Consider the following 5,276-nt stretch of genomic DNA (forward strand, 5'->3'; position numbering starts at 1 on the left):
GGTTCCTGCCCTTCCAAGTTGTCTTTCTTAAGGGAAGACTTATGAAGAAGCCATTGCCAATATTAAAGAAGCTGTTGAAGGATGGCTTGAAGTGATGGAATCCAAAAAGTCCTTTGACTCTGCCCGAATTGTTGAAGTCACTGTGTGATGAACTTGGTCCCGGCCTGCTTCGTAAATTGATACGCCAGGCAGGTCTTACAATAGAGGAATTCAACGAACTGTAATTCTCCTTTACCATCTCCAACTCACCCCTACCGAATAGAGATTTTTCTCATACTCATACAGGGCTATGTTGGAGAGATTTTTTCTTCTCAGGTATTCAAGAGAAATATTCAGGTTTTTGAGAATATTCTTTGAAAGAACAAGGCAGTACTTCCAGTTATCTCCTTCAGGTGTCTTGGAATCCACATAAAGATAATGTTAGGTCTTAGGGTGTGTCTCTGGAGGAATGAATGGTGGTCTGAAAATGTTATGGAACATAGTTTTGTATAGACAGTTGTGGGACGATAACATCGAGAGTGATTTTACCCCGTTAGAAAATGCCCTGTGGCTTGCCACAGGGTTATTCCTTATTTTACGAACACGGGGTTTAATGCCCCGTGTGAGTTTTCTAACGGGGTTTACAGATTTAAAGAAAAGAAGGCTGGATCATTCAGTCAGGATAGAGGGCAGGGAGTATTTTAAATAAGGAATGCCTTATCAAGGAAAAGATTAAATCACCGTGCCAGTCAAATCTGGCATTCTGGTGTATAAGATCCATAACTCCATTATTCATTGCAATTTTTAAAAACTTGTCAATCTGCTCGTCATTTAGCAGTGAGAAAAACCTGCGAAGCATATAACCGGTTTTTATCTTTTTTGCACATTAATATAGTCCAGAAGATTTATCTCGTCATCATATTCTTGTCGGTCTTCCATATATTCTCCAGACATCTTCACCAACGTTACACGTTATCCGTTATTTGTTGCAGGTTTTGTTTTTAATGAGGCAGATAATTGCTATAACAATATAATAATGCAATTATTTTTTCAATGAGTTTTAGCTTGCATATTCTCTCTTACGATTTTGTAACTTCGCTCAGGCACATCCAATATACTGGCATGATTATAGGATGGGTTGTATGTTGGAACAAAGTCCTTCAAGAGGTTTCTTATCCATGCCCACTGTTTTCTCTGAATGACATTTTCAAACAACATAACCTTTTTCAGGATATGTTCGTCATTGTTGGACATATCTTTTACTATAAAAATTTTCGGATGAACTGTCGGCTCAATGCCTTCTGTATCAGTAAGAAGTTCTTCATAAAGTTTTTCCCCGGGCCTGATACCTGTAAAGACAATTGGAATGTCAATGTCAGGCTCAAGGCCATTAAGGCGAATTAATTCTTTGGCAATGTCCACAATCTTTATCTGCTCCCCCATATCCAGGTGAAATACCTCTCCTCCTTTCCCAATGGCTGCAGCCTGAAGTATTAGAATACACGCCTCAGGAACACTCATAAAATAACGTTTCATCTCTTGGTGAGTCACGGTCACCGGACCACCCCTTCGGATTTGCTCCTCAAATGTCGGAATTACGCTTCCACGACTACCTACAACATTCCCAAACCGAACAGAGATAAATCTGGTTTTTCCAAGAGAATTAAGCTCTCTTACGATTTTTTCTGCAACTTGCTTTGTGGCACCCATGATGTTTGTTGGTTTGACAGCCTTGTCTGTTGAAACCAGTACAAACTTCTTAGTTTCACAGGCAATGGCTGTTTCTGCCATAGTCTTTGTGCCGAAAATATTGACCCTAACAGCCTCCTCAGGATATTTTTCCATCATGGGGACATGTTTGTATGCTGCTGCATGGAATACCACATCTGGAAGAAATTCATTAAAAACAGTCTCTATCTTATGTCTGTCCCGGACATCAGCAACCACAGACACTATTTCAAAGCGGCTATGCTGGCTTAGTTCCAATTCAATATGATGCATCTCGGTCTCATCAATATCAAGGGCAATAATCTTTTTCGGTTCAAATGCCAATATCTGTCGCACCAATTCTGAGCCGATTGATCCTCCAGCGCCGGTAACTAATACAGTTTTCCCCTGGATAAAACTGTTTACAAATTTTTTATCAATGGATACCTGTTCCCTTCCTATGATATCTTCAACCCGAACTTCTTTGATATCAGACAGAGAGATATTCCAACTCACCAGTTCATTGAATCCCGGGATAGTTTTAATCTCTTTTACCGAAGATTCCCTGACATGAGAAAGGATACTACGGATATCACGAGACGAAGCCGAAGGGATAGCAAGGAGAACGAGATCCACCTTTAATTTTTCCACTATGCGTGCAATATTTTCTCTATTCCCCTGGACTTTAACTCCTTGAATATAAACACCTTGTTTCATAACATCATCGTCAATGAAACCAATAGGCACATAAGGACTGTCTTTCTGCCTTCGCATGTCACGAACTATTTGCTCCCCTGCATTGCCTGCACCGATGATGAGAGTCCGTTTTGTATCTGTCTGGTTTATCCCGCTTCGGATTTGTCCGTAAAACCTCTTTGACGACCTGAACATAGCTATAAACATGAGAGCAATACCATAATCAATGAGAGGAATAGAGCGTGGAAACCCTTTAAACAGACTATGTGACCAAAGCATAAAGATAATCCCAAGGAGGAAAAAGAGACTGACTGTATTAGCTTTTAAAATATCAAATAATTCATAAAAACCAACGTAGGACCAGCTCATGTGGTAAAGGCGGAACATAGCAAAGATAATGTATTTTACCGAAAGGAATACCAGCAAATAATTTAAAAATTTGTTTATGTATTGAGGTTCTATATTTCCGTCAAATCTCAGATAAAAGGCAAGATATAATGCTATTGACAGCAAAAGCCCATCACCCAATATAAAAAAGACAGTCCGCCTGAGCTTTGACTTCCTTAGAAGAAATGCTTTGATAATTTTCCCAAAGTCCTGTACTGTCATCTTTTACCTTTAAATGCTAAAGCGTACAAGACTTTAAAGTCATTAACAGGAAAATTATGAGAGATACGCACTGGTGGTATATATTCAGCTACTCCATCTTCAATTTCAGAAGGCAGTGGTATTAGCTTGCCGAAAAAGATTCTTTTTAAAAGTTCCTTACCCTTCATTGTTTGAGGTATGAGATGAAGGGTGACTGCTGTTTTTTTGATGGCTAATATAGATTTATCTTTTATGGAATTAGTTTTTACGGGGCAGTCACCATACATCTCAATATTTATAAAACCATTCTCATTAAGAATTTCATATAACTCCAGAGTAGAAAAATATTTATGACTGTAAGGGCTCGGGTTAAATCCTGCCCAGTCTTTATTCACAGTGCAAATAATAAGTACTCCATTATCTCTTAATACTCTACGAGCCTCAGCAACAAACTTCTCTGGCTCATGAAGATAATAAATAGCCTCGTATAAAATTACTACATCAAAACTTTTATCTTTGAATGACAAATTATGTGCATCTAACAATTTGATTTCGATATTATTATGGCCATTGTAATGTTCAAGTGCGAGCTTTAGATTATTCTCATCTATATCTCCACCTACCACCCACTTTGCAACCTTAGCCAGATACCCAAGCCCTATACCTGAGCCGCATGCTACCTCAAGAACATCCTTGTTGTCACAGAACTCAGAGGCAAAACGATATCGGGTATATAATCTTGTGATTTGTTCTTGCGATGCTCTGGTATCTGGGGTTTCTGTAACCGTTGAATAATCGAATATAACCTGTTTATTTTGCATTATAAAACGCTTTTATGACACTGGAGACATATTCCACATGCTCATTTTTTAGTTCTGGATAGATAGGCAGCATTAGACATTTCCTGAAAAATTCCTCTGTTCTCGGCAGGTATATATTATTAAAACCAAGGGCTTTAAATTGGTGAACACACTTTCCTCCCCATGGGAGCATTACTTCTATTCTATTCTGGTTAAGATATTTTACGAGTTCATCCCTTCTTTCAGCTTCAATCTCATAGTTTTGAAATACATCATAATAATCACCATCCTCATCTGGAGAAGAAGGTAATCGTAATTCATTTAAAAAAGAAAGTTCAGTATGATATATGTGAGCTATTTCTCTTCTTCTCTTAATCCAACTATTCAATTTGTTTAATTTGAAATCAAGAATGGCGGCATGAAGATTATCCATCCGGCAGTTAAGACCCCATAAGTTGACATTATTTTCTTTCCCTCTTCCATGATTTCTTAACAGCCTTATTTTTTCTGCAAATTCTTCATTATCGGTGACAACTGCTCCTGCATCTCCAAATGCACCTAAAAGTTTTGCAGGATAAAAGCTAAAACAACCCGCCAGTCCAAATGTCCCGGCGTATTTCTTTTTATATGTAGCACCGAGAGACTGCGCAGCGTCTTCAATAATTATAAGATTATATTTTTCAGCTATATTTAAGAGCTTGTCCATATTGGAGCAAATCCGTCCGTTAAGATGAACAGGCAGTATTGCCTTTGTCTTAGTGGTTATAGCATTTTCTATAAGCTCGATATTCATATTATGGTCTTCAGCTATGTCAACAAATACTGGCTTAGCTTCAAGAAATTTGATTACTTCAATTGTTGCTACCACAGTATGAGAAACAGAAATTACCTCATCTCCATGACCTACTCCACCTGCAATAAGGGAAAGGAGGATAGCATCAGTACAGTTACTTACTCCTATTGCAAATTTACACTCCATGTACTCTGCCAGATTTTTCTCAAATCTTTTTAAATCTTCACCAAGAATATATGCACCTCTTGAGAGAGTATCTTGTATGACTTCGATATATTCTTTTTCATATTTACTGAACTGGAGAGGATAATCAAAGAATTTAATCTTCCATTTCATAATTATGTGATTTTCATTATCTTCAAAATTTGATTGTATATCGTTTCAGGAGTAAGACCATGTTTTTCTCTCAGATAATCAGCCGTTCCAATATGCTTTCCTGTGCTATCTGAGATTCCAATTCTCTTAAAATGCCCTCTGTAGCTGTTTTCAGCAAGCACCTCTGCAACGGCAGAGCCAAGTCCACCGTGAATATTATGTTCTTCCAGAGACAAAATAATGTCGTGCACTTCAGCAATTTGATTAACAGCGGTTATATCCAATGGCTTGGGGTGTGCATGTTTATTAAGGTAGCACTAATCCCTTTTCTCGTTAACAATCCCAAAAGTTGTTTTCCCGTATATACCATGTTGCCGATTGCAAAGATGGCTAAATCT

Annotated in this window: 5 protein-coding genes; 1 reads left to right on the forward strand and 4 read right to left on the reverse strand. The window is 38.1% G+C overall.

Going from position 1 to position 5,276, the window contains the following annotated elements; genetic code table 11:
- The first annotated feature begins 448 nt into the window (after nt 1-448).
- Complete coding sequence (locus tag AB1488_02420; GenBank protein ID MEW6408953.1) at nt 449-688, forward strand: hypothetical protein; 240 nt, start codon at nt 449-451, stop codon at nt 686-688.
- Nucleotides 689-1,029: 341 nt separating this feature from the next.
- Here AB1488_02420 and AB1488_02425 read toward each other — a convergent pair whose 3' ends face one another.
- From AB1488_02425 to AB1488_02440, 4 genes are read right to left on the reverse strand one after another with little or no spacing between them, the layout of a single operon-like run.
- Entirely contained in the window at nt 1,030-2,991 is a 1,962-nt protein-coding gene (locus tag AB1488_02425) for a nucleoside-diphosphate sugar epimerase/dehydratase (GenBank protein ID MEW6408954.1), read from the reverse strand.
- The gene (locus AB1488_02430; GenBank protein ID MEW6408955.1) at nt 2,988-3,791 is read right to left on the reverse strand and encodes a class I SAM-dependent methyltransferase; all 804 of its coding nucleotides are present in this window, start codon (nt 3,789-3,791) and stop codon (nt 2,988-2,990) included. Before AB1488_02430 ends, AB1488_02425 begins: the two co-directional genes overlap by 4 nt.
- Nucleotides 3,781-4,899, reverse strand: coding sequence for a DegT/DnrJ/EryC1/StrS family aminotransferase (locus AB1488_02435; protein ID MEW6408956.1), 1,119 nt, complete (start codon nt 4,897-4,899; stop codon nt 3,781-3,783). The genes AB1488_02430 and AB1488_02435 overlap by 11 nt, the downstream gene beginning before the upstream one ends.
- Nucleotides 4,900-4,901: 2 nt before the next feature.
- The gene (locus AB1488_02440; GenBank protein MEW6408957.1) at nt 4,902-5,162 is read right to left on the reverse strand and encodes a transketolase C-terminal domain-containing protein; all 261 of its coding nucleotides are present in this window, start codon (nt 5,160-5,162) and stop codon (nt 4,902-4,904) included.
- Nucleotides 5,163-5,276: the final 114 nt, after the last annotated feature.

The organism is Nitrospirota bacterium (assembly GCA_040756155.1).
GTDB lineage: Bacteria > Nitrospirota > Thermodesulfovibrionia > JACRGW01 > JBFLZU01 > JBFLZU01.